Source organism: Halomonas sp. MES3-P3E, from assembly GCF_002836035.1.
Taxonomy (GTDB): Bacteria; Pseudomonadota; Gammaproteobacteria; order Pseudomonadales; family Halomonadaceae; genus Vreelandella; species Vreelandella arctica.
In genome coordinates, this window is the sequence record NZ_PJBT01000193.1 from 88,099 (window position 1) to 109,563 (window position 21,465).

Consider the following 21,465-nt stretch of genomic DNA (forward strand, 5'->3'; position numbering starts at 1 on the left):
TCACTCACGCAGGTAGTTTGATGTCTAAGCCCGCCCCCTCGCTGCACGATAAGCTAAATCAGCTGCGTGAGCGTTTTATTGAGCAGTTGCCACCCCGCTTAGCGACAACCACGGAGCAGTGGCAGTATAGCCGCCTGTCGGCGGAAGAACAGACGCGACTAGCACCAGAGCTGCATCGTTTCTTCCACAGCCTAAAAGGCACCGGTCGCTCACTGGGTTTTGAGCGCCTTGCGATGCTTGCAGAACAGGCAGAAGAGGCCCTCACTACAGCGCCTCCACGTGGCGATATTGATGCTTACATCAGCCAACTGTTACTAAAACTTGAGGCTGAACAACAGCACCTGCGTTCTCACCATGGTCAACAGAAAGCGCTGGCGGCAGTGAATAGCTTCGAGTTTTCTAGCCAAGCCCAGCCTTTGCGTAATAAGCGCCAGCGGTTAATTTACCTGTGTGACGATGAGCCCGACCAGGTCGATCAACTGATTCATCATTTGCGCTGCTTTGGCCATGAAGTCGTGCATTTTATCGACACGGAAGCATTTTTTAACGCCGTGTTAACCTGTCGCCCAGACGCGGTGATTATGGATGTCCACTTCCCCTTAGGACAAACTGCCGGCACTGAAACCATCACCAGCTTGAATAAACTCACTGGCGAGCCACTCCCTACCATTGTGTTGTCTGCCTATGGCGATTTTCACTCGCGCCTCAGTGCCGTTCGAGCAGGCTGCGACGGGTACTTCACCAAGCCGGTGAAACCGCTAGACCTAATGCTGGCCGTAGATGAAATCACCGCCCCAACGGCAGAAGAGCCTTTGAAGGTGCTGATTGTGGATGATGAGCCCGAAGCAGCTGCGTACCACGCCTTATTGCTTGAAGAAGCCGGTATGATTGCCCAGCAGGTACACCACCCCGCTGATGTGCTTCATGCATTGGACCACTTTAGTCCTGATTTACTATTGGTCGATGTGTATATGCCTGTCTGTTCGGGTGAAGAACTGGCAACCATTATTCGTCAGCAGCCGGAACACTTGGGCCTGCCGATCATTTATCTCTCAAGTGAAACGGATAGCCAAAAGCAGATTTCCGCCATGGCCGCTGGCGTTGAAGCATTTCTGACTAAACCCGTGCAGCCCGAAGAGCTTGTTTCAGCCGTGCGACTGCGCGTCGAACGCCTGCGCTTGCTGCGCTCATTAATGACCCGCGATAGTATGACCGGGCTGTATAACCACAGCACGACGACCGAACTGATTAATAAGACCCTCGCTCAGGCGCACCGTGAAGATAGCCAGCACGCCATGGCGATGATTGATATCGACCATTTCAAGCAAGTGAATGATACCCATGGCCACCTAGCGGGTGATCAAGTGATTATCACCCTGGCAAGGCTGCTTAAAAGTCGCTTGCGGCTCTCGGATATTATCGGCCGCTACGGCGGTGAAGAGTTCGTCGTATTGCTGAAAGGCGTTAGTGGGGAGCAGGCTGCTAGGCTCATCGAAAGCTTACGTGAAGACTTTGCACTGGTTGATTTTCACGCCGGTGATGTTCGCTTTCGCTGTACGTTCAGCGCAGGTGTTAGCAGTTTTCCCGAGCAGCCGTCGACCGAGTCGCTGCGCCTAAGCTCCGACCAGGCGCTTTACCGCGCTAAAGAGCTGGGTCGTAATCAGGTGAGTACGGAGTTAGCTGATGAATTCTGAAACCTCCCGCGACAGCCACGCTAATGATCAGCAGCAGATCTCCCAAACATTGGAAGAAGCGTTAGCTGCCCACCATGATGACGAAAGCGTTGTGGATGTTGATGAGCCCACGCAGCAGCTAGTGTTATTTCGTATTAACGGCCAGCGTTTTGCGCTGCCCGGTAGCGCGGTGAGTGAGATTTTACCCAGCGACCAGCCTGTCTATTATGTGCCAGGGCTACCCGCATCTACCGAGGGTGTGCTGCACCTGCGTGGCAAAATTGAGTCGGTAATAAATCTGCAGCCGCTGCTCGATTTACCCACACTGGAAGGCACGCCTAGTGGCATGATTTTGTTGGTCAGTGCATCGGGTATTCGCAGCGGCGTGCGCATAGAGCAGCTTGATGATGTGTGTGAAATCGCCCAGAGCCTGCTACAGCCACCCCCCGAAACGCTCTCCAGTACATTGCTTCCTTACGTTAGCGCGTTATGGCAGATAGATGAGCGCCAAGCGCTTGCCCTGCTTGACCCGGAGGCGTTGTTTAGCGCCTACCAACAAGGATTGGGTTAAGGTGCCCCTGGAACGCGAGCATCATGAGCAAGCCCAAGTCGCCTTGGTGCTATTTTGGGTAGGGCCTTATCGTGCTGCTCTGGAAGCGTGTCACGTGCTCGCCATGACCGCACGCCCTACAGCACTGCTCACTGCCAACGCCCACTCGCTACTCTATGAAGGCGGCGACCATCACCCCCCACCTAGCCGCTGGTTAACCTTGCGCGATACTCAAACAGCCAGTGACCACGCCGCCAGCACTTGGCAATTGGGCGTGGACGGCGACATCACGCTTCAGCACCTGCCCGCCAGCACGCTCTACCCACTGCCGAAACTACTCCAATCCCGCCGCTTTTCGCCAGCGCTATGCGGTTTCACCTTTGAGCAGCAACAACTTGTGCTACTGCTGGATGCAGGCAAGCTTAGCCTTCACAAGCCCTAGTCCACCAGCCCTAGACCGCCAGCCATAAGCAGCTAATCACATCGCCTTCTGCGATTTCGCTATTAGGGGGAATCACCGCGAAGGCGTCCGCGTTGATACACGACGAAAGCACGCCAGAATTCTGGTCCTCAAAGGCCATCGCCGTCACGCCGCGGGGGGTAAATGTCAGCGTCACACGCATATAGTGCTCGCGTGGCCCAGTGGCGGTGGCAAACCCAGCGCTGGCGGTAATCGTCGGTAGTGTTCTCAGCGCAGGACAGCTAAGCATTGCCCCCAGCAATGGGCGCAAAAATAGCCAAGCACCGACAAACCCTGATACCGGATTCCCTGGCAAACCAACAAATCGCGCCTGGCTGCCGTCATCCCGCGGCAAGCGGCCGAGCGCTAACGGCTTACCGGGGCGAATCGCCAGCTTCCACATATCGAGCTGGCCAATCGCTTCCAGCGCGGCTTTGACGTGGTCCTCTTCGCCGACGCTCACGCCGCCGGTGGTGACCACCAGGTCTGCTTCAGCAGCGGCGGCCGTTAACAGTGCCACGGTGCGGGTGTAGTCATCCGGTACGCTAACGGTACTCACCACCTCGGCGCCAAAGTTCTCTAACAGGCGTCTAAGCATCGGCCGGTTTGAGTTGTAGAGCTGCCCCGGCTTTAACGGCGTGCCGGGATCAATAATCTCATCACCCGTCGAGAGCAGCGCCACACGGGGCCGTTGACGCACACTGACCTGGATAATGCCTTGGCCTGCTAAGTGGCCAAGGGCCGCTGCTTCGAGCCGCTCACCGGCATTTAACAGCACGCTGCCCTGACGCACGTCGCGCCCTTGGCGGCGGACATTATCGCCCGCTGGAATATCGGCAGGCAGCCACGCACGTTCACCGTCAACTTTAACGCGCTCCTGCATCACCACGCAGTCAGCCCCAGGAGGAATCTCTCCGCCGGTAAAAATACGCGCGCAGCTTTCAGGCGCAAGCGCTTTCGCCTGCGTGCCGGCAGCAATGCGTTGACTCACCGGCAGCCACCGTCCCGCATCAGCGGCGCGCAAGGCGTAGCCATCCATCGCGCTATTATCGAAGGGTGGCACATCCAACTGTGCGGTGACGGCGGCGGCCAACACACGCCCTCCGGCGGCTTCCAGCGGAACGCTCTCTGCACCGAGTGCACTAACGTCTGCTAGCAGCGCTTCAAGCGCGGCGGATATCGGCTGCAAATCAGCCATGCTGACCTCGGCCTGGGATGACCAGGTTGGCGAAGTTGCAGGGCTTGTGGCGGCTATCCAACTGCTCGGCCAGAATGCCGTCCCAACCGGTGCGGCAGGCGCCGGTCGAGCCAGGTAGGCAGAACACTACCGTGGCGTTAGCTAGCCCACCTAGGCAGCGGCTTTGAATAGTGGAGCTGCCGATTTCCTCACCGCTTAGCTGGCGAAAACGTTCGCCAAAGCCTTCGATGCGCTTATCCAGCAGCACAGAGATAGCTTCAGGGGTGGAGTCTCGGCCAGTAAAGCCGGTGCCACCGGTGGTGATCACCACCTGTACTTCCGTATCGGCGATCCAGTTCGCGACCACCGCACGAATGCGGTAGACATCGTCTGGCACGATGCGTTTTTCAACCAGCGTGTGCCCGGCACTGGTTAATCGTTCAACCAGCGCCTGGCCGCTGCGATCCGTCTCTTCTGTGCGAGTATCGGAGACCGTGAGTACGGCTATATTGAGGGGCACCATTGGCTCACTCATCGACGTCACCCTTGTTTGGCTGCTTTCTTTTTGGCGTGGTGGGCTTCCCAAGCCGCCATTTGCTCTGGCGTGGCTTCCGGTTGATAAAGCTCTTTCCACTCGCTGTAAGGCATACCGTAAACGTACTCGCGGGCCTCATCATAGTTGAGGCTTTCATCCCGCGCTTCAGCGGCGCTAACCAGCCACTTCGATAAGCAGTTGCGGCAAAAATCCGCCAGAATCATCAGGTCGATATTCTGAACATCTTTGTTATCGTCCAAATGTTGTAGCAAGCGCCGAAACGCGGCGGCTTCAAGCTCGGTACGCGTGGCTGGGTCTAACTGATCAAACGCTGACATAACCATTCCTCTAATAAATATGACTTGTGTTCAAGCATAACAAAAGACACCGCCGGAAGGCGGTGTCTTAGCTACCAAAATGTGATCATCAACTGGTTCGCGTCGCCGACGGTTCACCGCCGCCGCCAGATGATTTGCGTGCCGCCACCTCTTCTTCCGATAGCGTTTGGTCTTTGACCTCTTCGTACCAAAGATTATGGTGCTCTTTAGCCCAGGTCTCATCCACATAGCCCGTGGTCATACCTTCTAGCGCGCCTTCGGTACCCAACGTGCCGATATAGATATGCCCGAGGGAAACCGCCGTAAGACCCAATGCGCCCACTGCGTGGATAATATTGGCCCACTGCATGGTGTCACGGCTCTGGTCGAAGTTGGGGAAGTCGAGCACAAAGCCACTGGCAATGACTAGAATACCGACGGTCGCTAACAGCCAATACCAAGCTTTTTCGCCACCGTTGGCAAAGCCGGCATCCACATGCTTTTTGCCAATCATGCCGCCGCCTTTCTTAAACCACACCCAGTCGTGCTTTTTGGGGATGTTGTCTTTGATCAAGCTGACCAGCAGGATCACCAGCAGAATGCCGAAGATTGGTCCCAGGTAGTTATGCAGCACTTTCGTGGCCGCAATCATCCACGCCCAAATCCCATCGCCAAACAGGGGGCGGAACACGAACTTGCCGAACAGTAGCGTCATCCCGGTCAGCGCCAGAATGATAAACAGCGTCGCTACCGTCCAGTGCAGTGCGCGTTTCATTAGCGTCCAGCGCAACAGCAGGCGGCCCGTGCGCGGTGCTTCAAGCTCCTTACGGCCGACGATGAAGTAGAACAGCGCGATCAGCGCCGCCATACCAAATACCGCAATCAATCCAAACGGCGATACCCAGCGGTTACGAATCTCCCGCCAGGTTTCACCGCTTGAGTTGATCAGGCTGTAGTTGCTTTCATAGCGCGAGTCGCGGTAGTTGGGGCCAGTCTCACCACTACGCACCTGACGCCACTGATCAGCGGTAATGCCAGGGGCAGCGGTGGTCATTTCGCGATCAGGGTCTGCTTGAGCTACTGCCACTTGTGTAAAGCCGAGGCTTAGCACCAAAGCAAGCGCCACCAACATAAAACGCCAAATGCCCAGGGCGAGCCCTTTACCTGAGCTTGGCACCCCACCGGGTGCCTGTGCAGTCAACAGGTTCATGACACGCCTCCTTACCCTTTATGGGCAGCATCATAGGCTAGGTTGTCGGCGCTGGCCTGGGGATTGTTGGACCAGGCGCCATCTTTATGGCCACGGTGTACAACGCGCTGGCGGAAGATATCGGCAACGTCTTGGGCATCACCGGCAAGCAGTGCTTTGGTAGAGCACATTTCTGCACATAGCGGCAGTTTGCCTTCGGCAATACGGTTAGAACCGTACTTCTCGTACTCTTCTTCTTTGCTTTCGGCCGGGCCGCCCGCGCAGAAGGTACATTTGTCCATCTTGCCGCGCTCGCCGAACGCATCCTGCTGGGGAAACTGCGGGGCGCCAAACGGGCAGGCGTAGAGGCAGTAGCCACAACCGATGCAGAGGTCTTTATCGTGCAGAACGATGCCGTCATCGGTCTTGTAGAAGCAGTCGGTCGGGCAGACGGCCATGCAGGGGGCGTCGTCACAGTGCATACAAGCGACGGAAATGGACATTTCATCCGCTTCGCCATCATTCAGTGTCACCACGCGGCGGCGCTGGATACCCCACTCGACATCGTTGGCATTTTTACAGGCGGTGACACAGCCGTTGCATTCAATGCAGCGTTCTGCGTCACACATAAATTTCATTTGAGCCATGGTGTTCTCCTCATGCCGGTGCGGGATGGCTCCCGCACCGCCGTACTGTCAGGTCGGGCGCGTCTTTTGTTCTAAACTCAGTTTTCTAGACTCAAGTTTTCTAGACTCAGGCGCGCTCAATGCGGCAAATGGTGCACTTGGTCTCTTGCATCAGTGTCACCGGATCGTAGCCGTAGGTGGTGGCGGTGTTAGCCGCTTCACCGATGATGTACGGGTCAGACCCATCCGGGTAACGGTCGCGCAGGCTTTCGCCTTGGAACATGCCGCCAAAGTGGAACGGCATGAATGCGACGTTACGATCAACGCGAGGCGTGACCAGCGCTTTAACTTTCACCCGGCCCCCTTCAGCCCCTTCAACCCAGACATCATCACCATCTTTGATACTGAGGTCGTTGGCATCGGCCGGATTGATCTCGACAAACATCTCTTGCTGCAGCTCGGCAAGCCACGACATGGAGCGCGTCTCTTCACCGCCCCCTTCGTACTCAACCAAACGCCCGGAGGTGAGAATCATCGGGTAATCCCCGGTGTTGTCACGATCCTGAATGGTTTTGTACATGGTCGGCAGGCGCATGATCGAGTCAAAGTCCTCCCAAGTAGGGAAGCGTTCAACCAGATCGCGGCGCGTGGTGTAAAGCGGCTCACGGTGCTTCGGCACTTGGTCGGGGAAGGTCCAGACCACAGCGCGGGCCTTGGCGTTGCCGTAGGGCGCACAACCATGCTCAATCGTGACACGCTGGATACCGCCGGAGAGGTCGGTTTTCCAGTTTTTGCCTTCCGCCGCCTGCTTCTCTTCGGCGGTCAGGTCGTCCCACCAGCCCAGATCCTTGAGCAGTTGGTCGTTGAACTCCGGATAGCCGTCGTCAATATCGCCGCCGACAGGCGCTGAACCTTCCGCCAACAGGTTGATCCCGTCACGCTCGATACCGAAACGGGCGCGGAAGCCCATGCCGCCTTCCATCACAGGAACACTGGTGTCGTAAAGATTGGGCGAGCCCGGGTGTTTAAACTCAGGTGTACCCCAGCAAGGCCACGGCAAGCCGTAGTAGTCACCATCCGCCGGGCCACCCTCTGCGCGCAAGTTCTCGAAGCTGAAGGTGTGCCAGTTTTTCTGGTGCTCTTTGAGGCGTTCAGGGCTTTGCCCGGTATAGCCTACCGTCCACATGCCGCGGTTGATTTCACGCAGAATATCGTCGATCAACGGCTCGTCGCCGTTCATCTGGTAGTTTTTCACCAGCTCATTACCAATGCCCAGCTTGCGGGCAAACAGGTACATAATTTCGTGGTCTGGCTTGGACTCAAACAGCGGCTCAATCACGCGGTCGCGCCACTGAATCGAACGATTGGTGGCGGTAACACTGCCGGTCGTCTCAAACTGGGTGGCTGCTGGCAGCAAATAAACGCCATCGGTACGGTCATGCATGACGGAAGCGACGGTGGGATAAGGGTCAACGATGACCATCATCTCCAGCTTCTGCATCGCCTTTTGCATTTCTACACCGCGGGTTTGGGAGTTAACCGCGTGGCCCCAGTAGAACATCGCTTTCAGCGCGGTGCGCTGGGAGATGTTTTCGTCGTCTTCGAGCACGCCATCGACCCAACGCGACACGGTAATGCCGGGGCTGTACATGGGCTGACCATCGGCGTATTCGGTATCGTCATAGCGGCCTTTAATCCACTCGTAGTCGACATCCCATACCTGTGCCCAGTGTTGCCATGCGCCTTCCGCCAAGCCGTAGTAGCCCGGCAGCGAGTCACAGCCAAGGCCAAGGTCAGTAGCACCCTGCACGTTATCGTGGCCACGCAGGATGTTGGCGCCGCCGCCAGCGACACCAATATTGCCCAACGCCAGCTCCAGAATGCAGTAAGCGCGGGTGTTGTTGTTGCCGGTGGTATGTTGGGTACCGCCCATACACCAGACGACACAGCCCGGGCGGTTGTCGGAGAGACGTTTGGCGACATCGTACATCTCGGCTTCGGGGACACCGGTGACTTCTTCGACGACGCTGGGCGGGAAGTTGGCGACTTCGGCGCGCACTTCATCCATCCCGTAAACGCGCTGGTTGATGTACTCGTTATCTTCCCAGCCGTTCTCGAAAATGTGCCACAGCAGGCCCCAGATATACGCCACATCTGAGCCAGGACGCAGACGCACGTATTTATTGGCTTTGGCGGCAGTACGGGTAAAGCGCGGGTCGACCACGATGATGTCGCAATTATTGCGCTCTTTGGCGATCAAGAAATGCTGCATCGCCACCGGGTGGGCTTCACTAGGATTAGAACCGATAAACAGCATCGACTTACTGTTATGCATGTCATTGAGCGAGTTGGTCATCGCCCCGTAACCCCAAGTATTCGCCACGCCTGCCACGGTGGTGGAGTGGCAGATACGCGCCTGGTGGTCGGTGTTGTTAGTGCCCCACAGCGAAGCAAGCTTGCGCATCAAGTACGCCTGCTCGTTACTAAACTTCGCAGAGCCCAACCAGTAAACGCTGTCCGGGCCGTGTTCTTCGCGCAGCTCAAGCAGTTTGTCGCCAATTTCGTTAATGGCGTCATCCCAGCTCATGCGCTCCCACTCACCGGCCACCAGTTTCATCGGGTACTTAAGGCGCCGCGTGGAGTGACCGTGCTGGCGCAGCGAAGCGCCTTTTGCGCAGTGTGCGCCGCGGTTGATAGGGTGGTCAAAAGCAGGTTCTTGCTTGGTCCAAATGCCCTCTTGAACTTCGGCATAAACGCCACAACCCACCGAACAGTGGGAGCAAATGGTGCGCTTGGTCTCTACCGGAGAGTCCAGTACCGGTGTTTTGTCCGCGGCTTCAGAGCGCTGCATCATCGGCGCCCCCATGAAGCCGACAGCGGCCACGCCGCCTGTGGCTGCACCGGTGCGCTTAAGGAATTGACGGCGGGAAATTCCCAGTCCAGAGGCCTTGGGGGTGTCTGTTTTGCGAGTTAAACGCATGGCAAATCTCCTGGCATTCCGCCGTCAGTCACGCAACGAGGCGTAGTAAGCGCGGACGTGGTCGGTCTCACGGTAGTTAGCCGTTTGTTTTTCGTTTTTCACTGGGGCAGTGTCAGCCTGTGCCAGGGTGACATGACCGACTGCCGCTGCAGCGCCAGCAGCGGCGGTTCCCAACCCAACGGTTTTCATAAAACGGCGGCGCTCAGGATTGTGTGACGGGTGCATGGGTTTCTCCTCTTGCATGCCTTTATAGCGGGTCTTTTTATGCTGTTTTTTGATTTTTACTGATTTTTTATGGAGCCTGCGTTAAGGCTCAACAATACGCACCGGCGTATGACCCGCATCAACACTCAAGCGAGCCTCCTCACTCTCCATAAAAGCGCCACCCAACTGCCCCAGCGCTGCATAGAAAGCGGTGTCTACCTGCCCCAGGTCGGCAAAACAGCTGGCCGCCCAAGGGGCTAAATGTTGGCTAAAGAAATAGGCCTGCTCGTGACTAGCTGAGTCAATCAGCATTGCCATCACTTCGCATAGTGCCGCCAAGTGATCTTCTGGGTCACGGTTATGTTCACTGCGCACAAAGCCGAGCACCTTCAAATCCTTACGCAGCGCCACCAGCGCCGCTTCCATCAATTCGCCATTGCGGTACCAAGAAGCATACGGCACCACCTCACCCTGAATGACGCCGACCAGGAGGCGGAAGTGAGCACGCTGCAGTCCCTCGACGTCGGTGTTCTTGGCGGCGGCTGCCAGCGCATGCCAACACTCGGCCAAACGGCTGCCGTCTTGTTCGATGTCCAGTTCAGCCAACCAATCTAGCAACTCAGCATCCGGAGTCCGGCGTAATAATGTGGCCAATAGCCGGTAAATATCGGCACGTAGCGCATCCGCTTCTTTCAGCGTGGGCAGTGCATCCGTCATCGGCTTATACCTTCAGTTGCGCGTCGGGATCGCGAATCATGGTTTTCCAGACATCCTTAACGCGGCAGTCTTCACACATTTCCAGACGAATCATCGCTTCGCCAGCAAAGTAGGGGTGGTTGACCAGCTTCTCTTTAATAGTAGCTACCGTGCTGACAGTAGCAAACGGCTTGCCGCAGTTGATGCATTCAAAGGCTGCTTCTTCGTGACAAATATGGCGCGTTTCGCGAGCCTCCGAGGCCAAGAAGCCGGGCATCAGTGTAATTGCATCTTCGGGGCAGGCTTGTTCACACAAGCCGCACTGCACACAATCCGCCTCAAGGAAACTCAGCGCGGGCGTTTTGCCACCCGACTTGAGCGCGGGGGTTGGGCAGTTGCTGACACAGGCGTGGCACAGCGTGCAGGCATCGCGATCCACCTGAATGGCGCCGTAGGCAGCGCCCACCGGCATAGCAACCCGCTCGTTGCTGGGGTTACCCAACTCTGCTAACCGTGCCAGCACGCGGTTCAAGCGTGCCCGCTTTTCGGGTTCAGGTAGACTAAGCGGCGCCTCAGTCAGTGGAGTAAGCGCCGGAAGCGCGTCGCGAGCGGCGTGGTCGGCTACCTCAATCAGCGTCACACGGGCGCGGTCATGGCCCAGCGCGTCCAGCAAGGCATGTGCCTGGGCGACTTGATCAGTCAAAAAGGTACTCAAGCGGACAGGCATATCAGGGTGCAGCTGGATACGCACTTCAGCGGCACCGGCAGCCAGGGCGGTTAGCCACTGGTCGTGGCCTGCGGCTCCCAGCTCTTCTAACGGTGCGTCGATGATATGGCCTGCGGGCACTACACCCGCAGCCCGCTCGGCATCTTGTGAGTCATGGGTAATAAAACGCAGCACCGGCACCTGACCACCGGCTTCACGGTAGGCTGCCAGCCAAGCGGATAGGGTGTCTTGCTGGCGGCGCGTTTCCGGTAGACGAAATTCGATAGCGCCCGTAGGACAAGCGCTGGTGCAGCTGCCTACGCCTTGGCAGAGGAAAGGATCAATCTCTATATGGGACTCAATCCGCCCCTGAATGCTGGAGATGGCATCCGCCGGGCAAACATCCAAACAGCGGGTACAGCCAATGTTGCCGCTGGTGGAGTGCGCACATAAATCACTGTTGACTTGAAAATAGCGCGGCTTATCGAATTCGCCCACTAGCCCCACAAAATCGTCGAGGATATCGCTGCGCTGCTCAACGTCCTGCCACTGCAGTACTACATAGCCTGGAGGCGGCAGCTCCCAGCGCTGGGTATGCGAAGTTGGAGCAAGATCGAGGATTAAGTCAAAACCGTCGCGCTCAATCAGTGCACGAGCAATATCCAGCGAAGCATCTTCATCATCAAGTTGAACGTTAAAGGCGCCCAGATAGCCATTGATACGCAATTGGCTGAGCTGCCGCTGGGTCAGCGTCTGGGTGACCAGCGGCTCGCTAGACCCGAGAGGATCGTCAGTACCGTTTCCTGGGCTGTTCGCGTCAGATTCAATGACAAGTAGCGTCAGCGATGCCAAGCCGCGCCCCTGTAGGGCGCGAGCGGCAGGATGAACGTCGGCTTCGGTGCCTATTAACAGCGCATGACCACGGCTGTGATAGGTCACATTGGCAGGCGTTAGGTTAGCTGGCCACGAGATACGTCGGCGTACCGTTTCCCGAGCCTCGGCATTGCGCTGGTCGTCTATCGACGCCAGTTGGATTCGTTGGTTCATGCGCTCTCACGGTCAGGGAATCATTCTTATTATATTTTTGAGTTATATATTTAACTATTGTGGCATAACAATGCGTTGAAGCTAAGTTCAGCCTATGTGCAATGCTGATATTTGCCAACCTAATTACCGTCAACGCTGCCAACGCTAGCAACTAAATCAATGCTCAACTTATTGATTTCTATATACTAAGGAATAATGTCATAATTTGGTATGAGTGTCAGATAAATAATCAGACTGGTCGTCTAGTGAAGTCTCTTTTACAACGTTGTTACTGGCCGTGCAAGGTGCGGTGTGCTCTTCGTCTGCAGCTGTCGATGGCTCACTGGCGGCCACTTCAGCCGGAGACTCGGTGCTGCCCTCGTCTACTGGCTTATCAAGCGCCTCTTCCACTTTATGCGTCCAGCGGCGCAGTTTACCGGCGAGATCTGCCGCCATCGGTTTCAACAGCTTATTGTAGTCGGCGTCGTAGTCATCCAAGCCATCGCGCACGTTGTAGTTACCGGTGGCCCATAGGCGTTTTAATGCTTGTCGGCGTAAAGGGCCGCTAACGCCCGGCGCCATATACGCACTGAAATCGCTGCCTGCTTCCAGCGTGTCAGGGTCTGGCAAGGTGTGGTCGAGACTGCCGGGGTCTGGCTCCTCAGCTGGCGTTACCAGGGGTTGTTCATTTTCAGTGTTAGGTTGCTCGGCCTCATTATGAAGCACTGCCTCCTGGTCAGCAGATGCCTCATCTAAGGGCTTAGTATCTAGTGAAGAGGACGCCGACGCGTCCTCTTCTTTTTGCACATGGCGCTTTAGTCGCGACCAGCGTTCCAGGCGACTCATTACGGCTGCTCCTTGGAGGGCGTGTCTTTGGCGCGCCCAGCCCCTTTGCGTTTTTTCTTGCGCATTTCCATTGGCGCTTCCCCATGGCGTGCCAGATAACTCTCGAGCCAGACCTGAATGGCCATTGGCATCGGTGCTTCGAGCACCTGTTGCTCGCCATCCATCCAACCAGCCGCAACGTCCTGGCTAGCGGTAATCGCATCCGGCTGGGGTGTTTGTCCGGTAAAGCCTGCTCGCACAAACAGTCGCGGAGTAGTCGACGTTAGATTGAAACGATAGGCAGCACGCTCGGTCATCGACAGCTGCAGGTTAAGGACATTATCACCCTGATCGCCCAGCGTTAGCTCAGCAATGCGCCACTGTGTCAGTGTAAAACGCTTCACCTGCTTGGGCTCAGCTACCAAGGTAATACTGATAGGGCGTAGGTTATCGCTCATATTTTAAAAACCCTGCACCTTGCATGGATGACATGTGGAAAAATAGCACTTAGAAAATAGTACTTAGAAAAATCGCACTTATAAGGATAGCGCTTGAATGGGTAGACAAGTAAGCATCCCCAGCGCCATCATCGTCAACCCTGTCGTTTTGCGAGAACTATTTCGCGAGGATTACCATGCCCGCCCTTCAGCCTGCCCTTCAGATAAGCCGAGCCCGCTTACCGGCCACCACCGAGATCAGCATCGTTGATGAATATGGCGATGCGCGTCAGCAGGCCATCGCCGCTGAACGAGCACTCACCGTGTATCTCAACAAACGTGAAATCGTCACGCTGATGACGCTGGGCGATGACCCTGAAGCGCTGGTGGTGGGCTATCTACGCAATCAGGGGCTACTGCGTGCCGCGGCTGATTTAGCCGCCGTGCAGGTCGATTGGGAAGTAGAAGCCGCGGTCGTCATTACACGCCACTTGCCCGAGGATTTAGAGGCGCGCTTAAGCACTCGCACGGTGACGACCGGCTGCGGCCAGGGCACGGTCTTTGGTAAACTGCTCGACCAAACCGCTCTGACGGCGCTTCCCGATACGCCGTTAGCACAATCCACGCTCTATCAACTGCTGCAAAATCTCAACGCCTATAATGAGACCTACCGCAGCGCGGGCGCCGTTCACGGCTGTGCGCTTTGCCGCCAAACCGAGGTGCTCGACTTTGTTGAAGACGTAGGGCGGCACAACGCGGTGGATACCCTGGCCGGGCGCCAATGGTTGCAACAAGCCGACAGTGCCGATGCTGATATTTTCTATACCACAGGGCGCCTGACATCTGAGATGGTACTCAAAGTGGCGCAAATGGGCATTAGCGTACTGGTCTCGCGCTCCGGTGTTACCCAAAAAGGCGTCGAGCTGGCTGAACGCTTCGGCGTGATGCTGATTGCCCGCGCCAAAGGCCGCCACTTTCAGGCGATTAATACGCAGAATCGCTTGGCGCTGGATGCGATACCTAATCGACCATCTCATGCCCGTTCATCTAAAGAGGCAAGCTCATGATTCCCACTCACGAACTCACCGGCATGATTCTCGCGGGCGGCGAAGGGCGCAGAATGGGTGGCCGGGATAAAGGGCTTGAGCCGTTCGCGGGCCTGCCATTAGTCGGCCATGTCGTAAAACGCCTTGAAGGCCAAGTAGCCGAGCTGCTGATTAACGCCAACCGCAATGCTGACGCCTACCGCTTCTTCGCCGATCGCGTGATTGCCGATGAAGAAGGCGGCTTTAAAGGCCCACTGATGGGTATTTACAGCGGCCTACGCGCGGCAAAAACGCCTTGGTTACTAGTCGCCCCCTGCGACTCCCCCGCCCTGCCTGACAATTTAGTGGCGCGCATGGTGGCAGGGATTGGCGATCATGATATCGCCGTGGCCTTTGACGGCGAACGGCTGCATCCAGTGGTTGCCCTGCTACGCACTTCGCTGGCAGATGATTTGGCCGCCACGCTTGCCGAAGGCGAACGCAAGATTGACCGTTGGTACGCCCGCCATGCGTGGTGCAAGGTCGATATGTCGGACTGTCCCGATGCGTTTGCCAATCTTAATACTGAGGAAGAGAAGCTGCGTTTGGAAAGTCTGCTGGCAGCCGTCTCAGGGAAGGTGTCGACATGACGCTCTCCTGCTTTGACCTTGGCGAGCGCATGCTTAGCGTGGATGAAGCGCGCCAGGCACTCACCACCTTGATTGAGCGCCCGCTGGGCAGCGAACAGATTCCGCTAGCGCAGGCTCACGGCCGTCGGTTGGCTGCGGCCATCCAGGCCCCCATTAACGTGCCACAAAATACCAATGCGGCCATGGATGGCGTAGCGCTCGCCTTGGCTAAAGAAGGTGTTGGGGCCAAGCAAACCCATTGGCCGCTGGCCGGTGAGGTGTTGGCCGGGCAGTATCGCAGCGAATTAGTACCTGCCGGTCACTGTGTGCGCATCACCACCGGTGCCCCGTTGCCGCCGGGCACCGATACCGTGGTGATGAGTGAACAGCTGCGCGAACCAATAGATGATAAGCCTGCGCATGTGATTATTGAGTCGCCCGAGCTTCTCAAACACGGCCAACATGTTCGCCAGGCCGGTGAAGATATTGCCACTGGCGACACGGCGCTACCTGCGGGAGCACGGCTCAATGCCGCCTCAATGGGACTGTTAGCATCATTGGGTTACGCACAGGTTACCGTGTGCCAGCGCCCCAGAGTGGCGATTTTTTCCACCGGCAATGAAGTCACGGCCCCCGGCGAACCACTACCCAAGGCCGGCATTTACGATGCTAACCGCTTCACGCTGACCGGCTTACTCACCGAGCAGGGGGCAGAGGTGATCGATCTGGGCATTCTGCCGGACGACTTAAACGCGACCAAAACCGCGCTTAAGCAGGCCGCCGAACAGAGCGATTTAGTGATTACCAGCGGCGGCGTCTCAGTGGGTCAGTCCGACTTCACTCGCGCTGCACTGGAACAACTGGGCCGCCTGGCTTTTTGGCGCGTGGCACTGCGCCCAGGGCGCCCCATGGCCTGCGGCTGGCTGGGCGAATCGCGCACCCCATTTGTCGGCTTGCCCGGAAACCCGGTCGCTGTCATGGTAACCTTTGGCCAGTTTGTGACACCGTTGCTGGACCGTCTTCATGGACAGCCCATGGCGCTACCCTATCGCCTGCATGCGATCGCCGATAACCTGTTAAAAAGTCGCTTAAAGCGTACTGACTTTATTCGCGGCGTTTACCATACTGATGAGAATGGACAGCTACACGTGCGCAGTACCGGCGCCCAGGGTTCGGGCATTTTAACCTCGATGGTGGCTGCTAACTGTTTGATTGAGCTTGCCGATGACCAAGACGGCGCACAACCAGGCGAGGTAGTCAGCATACAACCACTTACGGGATGGCTATGACCGAGCAACGACACGCTAATCCACAGCGATCTGCCCAGCCAGACACTGACCAGCAACTGATCGACGACTTTGGTCGGCGCATTAGCTATGTGCGTATCTCGGTCACCGATCGCTGCGACTTCCGCTGCGTGTACTGCATGAGCGAGGAGATGACGTTCCTGCCCCGCGCCCAGGTACTCACGCTGGAAGAGCTGGCTATGGTCGCCCGCGCCTTTACCGAACTCGGCGTGGAAAAAATTCGCCTGACCGGTGGTGAGCCGCTGGTGCGCCGTGATATCACCCAGTTGGTCGATGAAATCGGCGCGATGCCAGGCCTTAACGATTTCACCATGACCACCAACGGCGCCAGCCTGCGCAAACACGCCAAGCAGCTGTACGCCGGCGGTTTACGCCGGCTAAATATCAGCCTGGATTCGCTGGATGCCGAACGCTTCAAGCAACTCACCCGCACCGGTGATTTAGCCAAAGTCATCGACGGTATTCATGCCGCTCAGGAAGCAGGCTTTAAGCGTATCAAGCTTAACGCGGTGATCTTGAAAGGGCGAAATGACGACGAAGTCATCGACTTGGTCACTTTTGCCCGCCGGGAAGGCCTCGATATTAGCTTTATCGAAGAGATGCCGCTGGGCGATGTTTCCGATCACTCTCGGGCGGAAACCTTCTACTCCAGCGATGACGTTCAGACGCTGATTGAATCACGCTACCCGCTGATCCCCACGACAGAAACCACCCCAGGGCCCTCGCGCTACTTCCGGATGGCGGATAGCGACAGCCGGGTTGGGTTTATCTCACCGCATAGTCACAACTTTTGCGATACCTGCAACCGGGTGCGGGTGACCGTGGAAGGCCGCCTGCTGCTTTGTTTAGGCAATGAACACTCGGTGGATCTGCGTGCCGTGCTGCGCCGCCATCCTGGCGATATGCAGGTGCTCAAAACCGCCATTATTAACGCCCTACCGCTTAAGCCCGAACGCCACCACTTCACCACCGATGGCGACGTGCAGGTGGTGCGCTTTATGAACATGACCGGAGGTTAACCGTTGGCAGCCGCTTCACGCGTTCCCGTTCACATCGTCACCGGCTTTTTAGGTAGCGGCAAAACCACGCTTATCCACAGCCTGATTGAACAAAAGCCTGTGGGTGAGAAATGGGCCATTCTGGTCAACGAATTTGGCCAGATCGGCATTGATCAGGCGATGTTTGATGCCCGCGATGATGTGGTGGTGAAAGGCTTGCCCGGCGGCTGCCTATGCTGCCAGCTAGCGTTCGTGCTTCAGGCGGCGCTGGTCAATTTATTGGCGCGCAGCAAGCCCGACCGAGTGATTATTGAGCCCTCTGGCCTTGGCCACCCGGCAGGGTTGCTGGACCTGCTGCGCGGCGAGGCGTTTCAAGACGTGGTGGCGGTGCAGGATATCATCGCCACGCTTGACCCACGCCGATTGGATGAAGCCCGCGTGCGCGAGCACGACACGTTTCAGGATCAGCTAAATATGGCCGACGCCATCGCTATCACCATGGGCGAGCAGGCAAGCAACGCCCAGCACCAACAAGCGCAGCAGTTTATCAGCACGCTATGGCCGGCCCGTAAATGGGTGTACACCGTTGAGGAAGGGGTACTGCCGGTGTCGCTCATCTTGGACAGCGGCCAGGCGCGCCAACAAGATCAGCCTGCGATGCCTGCCGAGCATCAGGCTCTGGCAGCCAGCCCTAGCCTAGAGGGCGCTTTTTTCGATTTTCCGCCCCCTCCTGGCCAGCCCCAACAGCAAACCGCCACTGCCCTGGGTTACACCAGTACGGGCCTGCGCTGGCACCCTACCGAGCGATTCGACCTTGATCATCTCGCCTATTGTTTTAGCGAGCTGCCCACTACGGCGCGGGTAAAGGGAGTATTCCACACCGCTGACGGCTGGAAACGGTTCAACCGCGCGGATGGTGCCCTAAGCGTTGCCAGCAGCGCTTGGCGGCAAGACTCGCGGCTTGAGGTGATTACCCCCGAGAGCTTTGAGCACGCCGCGCTGATCGCGGCGTTACTCATCAAGCTGCATGCCTCAAGCGTAGGACTGAGCTAGCACGGCTGCTTCAATGTCATTAACGGACACCGGCCGTCCGAACAGATAGCCCTGAAAGGCGTGACAGCCATGGGCCATCAGCCACGCCTGCTGTGCTTCCACTTCCACCCCCTCGGCAATCACATCCAGGTTTAAGCTCTTCGCCAGGGCAATGGTACTTTCCACAATCGCCGCGTTTGCTTTGCTCTCTAGCACTTGCTGCACAAAGGATTGGTCAATTTTCAGCTGGTCCAACGGCAGTTGGGCCAAGTAAGCCAGCGACGAGTAGCCGGTGCCGAAGTCGTCCAGCGAAAAACGAACGCCCAAGGCTTTTAGACTGAGCATTTTATCGCGTGCATCGTCACGCGCCTCTACAAACAGCGTTTCAGTGACTTCTAATTTCAGCTGCTCTAGCGGCGCTTGAGTGCGCTGAAATACCTGCTCGACCCGCTGCAGAAAGTTGTTCTCGCGGAATTGTAATGGGCTGATGTTCACCGAAATCGTGAGCCTATCCAGCAGCGGCGAACCTGCCCACTGGGCTAACTGCTGGCAAGCCTCTTCCAGCACCCACTCCCCGACATCATTAATCAGCCCTGTGCTCTCTAGCAGCGGTATAAACTCGCCCGGCGAGACTAACCCACGCTCAGGGTGCTGCCAGCGCAGTAGGGCTTCAACGCCTATTAATCTACCCAGACGATCAACCTGAGGTTGGTAATGCAGCTGCCATTGCTGATGCTCAAGCGCTTGGCGAAGATCCGACTCTAGTTTTACCTTAGCTAGCAGTTTTGCCTGCATGGAAGGGTTAAAAAAGCGCACTGCTCGTCGGCCGCTGGATTTCGCCTGGGAAAGTGCCATATCTCCCTGTTGAAGATAGTCGTCTGCACTGCGCTGGCTATCTGCGATGATCGTAATACCTACGCTAGCGGTGACTAACGCACTCTCTTCCCCCACGCTGATCGGCTCATCCAGCGCAGCCAGCAGCTTATACGCGATATGTTCAGCCAGTTGCTGAGTTTGCCGGGGGCTACCATCAATCCCTTCAATCAGCACCGCAAACTCGTCGCTTCCCAACCTTGCCAAGGTGTCGGTATCTCGCAACATTTGCCCAAAGCGCCGGGCAACACTTTGCAACAGCTGGTCGCCCGCATGGTGGCCTAGGGTATCGTTAACATGATTAAAGTTATCAATATCGATCAGGATTAACGCGCCACAGCGCTGATGGCGGTTAAGCTCTTTTAACGCTGTACCAATACGGTCAATAAACAGTCGGCGGTTAGCAAAGCCGGTTAACGGGTCATAAAAGGCAAGCTGGTGGATCTCCTGCTCGGCCGCTTTACGCTCACTAATATCGCTCATGGTCGCCACGTAGTGAGTCAATTCACCGCCGTGGCCATACACGGCGCTAATGGTCAGCCATTCAGGAAACAGCTCGCCGTTTTTGCGCTGATTCCATATCTCCCCTTCCCAGTTACCCGTTGCCATAACGCTACGCCAAAGCCGACGATAAAACGCAGCGTTATGGTGGCCGGAACTAAACATACGCGGGTTTTTGCCAATCACCTCCTCGTCGCTGTAACCGGTAATACGCTTAAAGGTGTCATTAACCTTCAGGATATTGCCCCGCGCATCGGTCACCATAATGCCTAAATGCGCCTGGAATGCAGCAGCGGCGATTTGCAGTTCAACCTCGGCTTGCTTCGCGTCGGTAATATCGCGGGTCACAGAAAGCACTCCTTCAAAGTATTTTGTTTTGCTTGCCAAGGGGCTAACAGTGGCATGAAAGTAACGTTGCTGTTGGCCTAGCATCAGCGGGTATTCAAACGTCGCCACCTGACGGGTTTGCTGAACTTGATGAAAGATGGCGTCAAAGGTGTTTGCCAACGCGGGGGGCAACACCTGCTGATAGTGCAATCCTAGAGCTTGCTGGCTACCCAAGAGTAGCTTGTCCTTTTCGATGGCATGGATAAAGCGAAATCGTCCCTCACCATCAAATACAAAAATCAGGTCTTGTAGGGAGTTAATCAGCGCATCCATCCGCATCTCACGGGTCTGCAACTGATAAGAGAGCGCGAGGCGGTTCAAATAGTGGCGCACTCCCCACGCCCCCAATAGCACAATAATCGCCATAACGCCCGTTAACACCAGTGTTCGCTGTCGCCAACCTGCTAATAACTGCTGCACATCCACGCCCACCGCCACCAGTACCGGATAGTGACTGACTCGTTGCAAATGGATCAGATGCTCCCGCCCATCAATGGGTGAAAGCGCGGTAAATGTTTGTGACGCTTCTTGCGTCTTGAGCCACTGTTGCGTAGCAGAATCTTCAATTTGCCTGCCCACGGTAGCGCCGTTTGTGGGCATGGGATGTCGGGCAATTAATTTGAGATTAGAGTCCACCAAGGTCATGCTTTCGCCGTCATAGACGCGCATTTGCTGCAGCGCTTCGATCAGGGTCTGCGGCACCAGCCGAGCAACCACCAAGCCGTTAAAATTACCGTTTGCATCATTTACCCGCCGAGCGTGATAGAGGTAGAACTGCTGGTTCTGTGATGACCAGTAAAGCGGCGTAACCAGCTCTTGCTGCTTGCCTTGCTGGAAAGAGCGAAAAAAATCAGTCTCACTAATATCAAGACCCGCATGCCGGTTATTGCTACTACTTACCCAGACACGCCCTTGGGCATTGAGAACGCCAAGCTCATCAATTAGTGGCATATAGCCAGCCAAACTTTCTAAAGCATACTGTATGCTCGCCGTATTATTGAGGCCCGCCCCTCCGACACTCTCCACTCGCTCCGCCAAGGTAAAAAGTGCCTGCCCACTCTGCCCCAGCATACCCTTTGCCCACTCGGCCACTACATTCGAACGCGAAATAGCTCGAGACTCAGCCGAGCGGATCTCTTGCTGGTACTGCCCTTCCAATAACCAACCGAATAGCAGCAACATAATGCATAGAGCCAACGCAAATATGACGATGGCTTGCCGCTGCTGTTGGCGATACATCGGAATTGCTTGAGTACTGCGGGTTAACTCATCACTGCGAGAGGAGCGCATCAAATATTGGCCTTATTCAAGT

At 56.5% G+C, this 21,465-nt stretch carries 20 protein-coding genes; 8 read left to right on the top strand and 12 right to left on the bottom strand.

Going from position 1 to position 21,465, the window contains the following annotated elements; all coding sequences use genetic code 11:
- The first annotated feature begins 20 nt into the window (after positions 1-20).
- From CXF87_RS21105 to CXF87_RS21115, 3 genes are read left to right on the top strand one after another with little or no spacing between them, the layout of a single operon-like run.
- Positions 21-1,694, top strand: a complete 1,674-nt coding sequence (locus CXF87_RS21105; RefSeq protein WP_101148111.1) for a diguanylate cyclase — start codon at positions 21-23, stop codon at positions 1,692-1,694.
- Positions 1,684-2,244, top strand: a complete 561-nt coding sequence (locus tag CXF87_RS21110; RefSeq protein ID WP_101148112.1) for a chemotaxis protein CheW — start codon at positions 1,684-1,686, stop codon at positions 2,242-2,244. Before CXF87_RS21105 ends, CXF87_RS21110 begins: the two co-directional genes overlap by 11 nt.
- Position 2,245: 1 nt before the next feature.
- Positions 2,246-2,665 carry a hypothetical protein gene (locus CXF87_RS21115; RefSeq protein WP_101148113.1) on the top strand — a complete coding sequence of 140 codons (420 nt, stop codon included), beginning with the start codon at positions 2,246-2,248 and terminating at the stop codon, positions 2,663-2,665.
- A 10-nt stretch (positions 2,666-2,675) separates the two neighbouring features.
- Here the strand turns inward: CXF87_RS21115 and CXF87_RS21120 are convergent, their stop codons facing one another.
- The 11 genes from CXF87_RS21120 to CXF87_RS21170 all read right to left on the bottom strand — a co-directional run bounded on the left by CXF87_RS21120 (position 2,676) and on the right by CXF87_RS21170 (position 13,422).
- Positions 2,676-3,881 carry a molybdopterin molybdotransferase MoeA gene (locus tag CXF87_RS21120; RefSeq protein ID WP_101148114.1) on the bottom strand — a complete coding sequence of 402 codons (1,206 nt, stop codon included), beginning with the start codon at positions 3,879-3,881 and terminating at the stop codon, positions 2,676-2,678.
- Positions 3,874-4,395: a molybdenum cofactor biosynthesis protein B gene (moaB, locus tag CXF87_RS21125; RefSeq protein ID WP_035580813.1), complete on the bottom strand. Its 522-nt coding sequence runs from the start codon at positions 4,393-4,395 to the stop codon at positions 3,874-3,876. The genes CXF87_RS21120 and moaB overlap by 8 nt, the downstream gene beginning before the upstream one ends.
- Before the next feature lie 5 nt (positions 4,396-4,400).
- Entirely contained in the window at positions 4,401-4,733 is a 333-nt protein-coding gene (locus tag CXF87_RS21130) for a DUF1244 domain-containing protein (protein ID WP_101148115.1), read from the bottom strand.
- Positions 4,734-4,821: 88 nt separating this feature from the next.
- The gene (locus CXF87_RS21135; protein ID WP_101148116.1) at positions 4,822-5,922 is read right to left on the bottom strand and encodes a formate dehydrogenase subunit gamma; all 1,101 of its coding nucleotides are present in this window, start codon (positions 5,920-5,922) and stop codon (positions 4,822-4,824) included.
- Positions 5,923-5,933: 11 nt separating this feature from the next.
- A complete protein-coding gene (gene fdh3B, locus CXF87_RS21140; protein WP_022521832.1) occupies positions 5,934-6,548 on the bottom strand; it encodes a formate dehydrogenase FDH3 subunit beta in 615 nt (204 codons plus the stop codon).
- A gap of 106 nt (positions 6,549-6,654) precedes the next feature.
- Positions 6,655-9,507 carry a molybdopterin-dependent oxidoreductase gene (locus tag CXF87_RS21145; protein WP_101148117.1) on the bottom strand — a complete coding sequence of 951 codons (2,853 nt, stop codon included), beginning with the start codon at positions 9,505-9,507 and terminating at the stop codon, positions 6,655-6,657.
- Positions 9,508-9,531: 24 nt separating this feature from the next.
- Entirely contained in the window at positions 9,532-9,732 is a 201-nt protein-coding gene (locus CXF87_RS21150) for a twin-arginine translocation signal domain-containing protein (protein ID WP_008959353.1), read from the bottom strand.
- Positions 9,733-9,813: 81 nt separating this feature from the next.
- Positions 9,814-10,428 carry a TorD/DmsD family molecular chaperone gene (locus CXF87_RS21155; RefSeq protein WP_008959352.1) on the bottom strand — a complete coding sequence of 205 codons (615 nt, stop codon included), beginning with the start codon at positions 10,426-10,428 and terminating at the stop codon, positions 9,814-9,816.
- Positions 10,429-10,432: 4 nt separating this feature from the next.
- On the bottom strand, positions 10,433-12,160 hold the full coding sequence (locus CXF87_RS21160; RefSeq protein ID WP_101148118.1) for a 4Fe-4S dicluster domain-containing protein: 1,728 nt from the start codon (positions 12,158-12,160) through the stop codon (positions 10,433-10,435).
- Between the two features lie 198 nt (positions 12,161-12,358).
- Positions 12,359-12,985: a DUF3306 domain-containing protein gene (locus CXF87_RS21165; protein ID WP_101148119.1), complete on the bottom strand. Its 627-nt coding sequence runs from the start codon at positions 12,983-12,985 to the stop codon at positions 12,359-12,361.
- Entirely contained in the window at positions 12,985-13,422 is a 438-nt protein-coding gene (locus CXF87_RS21170) for a DUF3305 domain-containing protein (protein WP_008959349.1), read from the bottom strand. Before CXF87_RS21170 ends, CXF87_RS21165 begins: the two co-directional genes overlap by 1 nt.
- Positions 13,423-13,598: 176 nt before the next feature.
- Between CXF87_RS21170 and CXF87_RS21175 the strand changes: the two genes are divergently transcribed.
- From CXF87_RS21175 to CXF87_RS21195, 5 genes are read left to right on the top strand one after another with little or no spacing between them, the layout of a single operon-like run.
- Positions 13,599-14,468 carry a formate dehydrogenase accessory sulfurtransferase FdhD gene (locus CXF87_RS21175; protein ID WP_101148120.1) on the top strand — a complete coding sequence of 290 codons (870 nt, stop codon included), beginning with the start codon at positions 13,599-13,601 and terminating at the stop codon, positions 14,466-14,468.
- Entirely contained in the window at positions 14,465-15,076 is a 612-nt protein-coding gene (gene mobA / locus CXF87_RS21180) for a molybdenum cofactor guanylyltransferase MobA (protein ID WP_101148121.1), read from the top strand. Before CXF87_RS21175 ends, mobA begins: the two co-directional genes overlap by 4 nt.
- Positions 15,073-16,344 (top strand): molybdopterin molybdotransferase MoeA, encoded by a 1,272-nt coding sequence (moeA, locus tag CXF87_RS21185; RefSeq protein ID WP_101148122.1) that lies wholly within the window; start codon positions 15,073-15,075, stop codon positions 16,342-16,344. The genes mobA and moeA overlap by 4 nt, the downstream gene beginning before the upstream one ends.
- The gene (gene moaA / locus CXF87_RS21190; protein WP_101148123.1) at positions 16,341-17,381 is read left to right on the top strand and encodes a GTP 3',8-cyclase MoaA; all 1,041 of its coding nucleotides are present in this window, start codon (positions 16,341-16,343) and stop codon (positions 17,379-17,381) included. Before moeA ends, moaA begins: the two co-directional genes overlap by 4 nt.
- A 3-nt stretch (positions 17,382-17,384) precedes the next feature.
- Complete coding sequence (locus CXF87_RS21195; RefSeq protein WP_101148124.1) at positions 17,385-18,413, top strand: CobW family GTP-binding protein; 1,029 nt, start codon at positions 17,385-17,387, stop codon at positions 18,411-18,413.
- Here CXF87_RS21195 and CXF87_RS21200 read toward each other — a convergent pair.
- Positions 18,393-21,443, bottom strand: a complete 3,051-nt coding sequence (locus tag CXF87_RS21200; protein WP_101148125.1) for a bifunctional diguanylate cyclase/phosphodiesterase — start codon at positions 21,441-21,443, stop codon at positions 18,393-18,395. The genes CXF87_RS21195 and CXF87_RS21200 overlap by 21 nt on opposite strands.
- Between the last annotated feature and the right edge of the window lie 22 nt (positions 21,444-21,465).